This window comes from Rhizobacter sp. P2_H2 (genome assembly GCF_056403375.1).
Genome location: NZ_JBFUFP010001845.1, coordinates 1 through 530 on the forward strand (window position 1 = coordinate 1; position 530 = coordinate 530).

The window sequence follows — 530 nt, forward strand, 5'->3', positions numbered from 1 at the left end:
ACCTGCACCTGGCCGCGCCGACGGTCAGCCTGCACGTGGCCGAACTGGAGTCGCGCCTGGGCGCGCCGCTGCTGCTGCGCCAGCGCCAGCGCGTGCTGCCCACCGGGATCGGCGAAGGGCTGGTAGAGCGCGCCCGGCGACTGCTGGCCGATGTCGATGCAGCGCTCGATGAAGTGGCGCACCGGGTCGAAGGCCGCGCCGGGCGGGTGCGGGTCGGGGCTTCCACCGGCGCGCTGGCCTGGCTGCTGCCGCTGGCGCTCGAGGCCATCGGGCGCGACCACCCGGGCATCGACGTGCAGGTCGCGGTGCTCACTTCGCAGGAGGCCCTGACCCGCGTGCAGGAAGGCACGCTCGACATCGGCCTGGTGGCGCTGCCGCAGGCCGCCGTCAAGGGCCTGCAGATCGTGCCCTGGCGCCGCGACCCGGTGATGGCCTTCCTGCCGCGCGCGTGGACGGCGCCGCGCACGATCACGCCGGCCTGGCTCGCGGGCCGCCCGCTGATCGCCAACGACGCCACCACCCGGCTGCAC

The 530-nt window shown here is 75.7% G+C and carries 1 protein-coding gene; it reads left to right on the forward strand.

Annotation, left to right across the window (positions count from 1 at the left end):
• Positions 1–530, forward strand: a 530-nt coding sequence (locus AC1D15_RS36550) for a LysR family transcriptional regulator (protein WP_477829941.1), incomplete at both ends; no start/stop codon positions are given.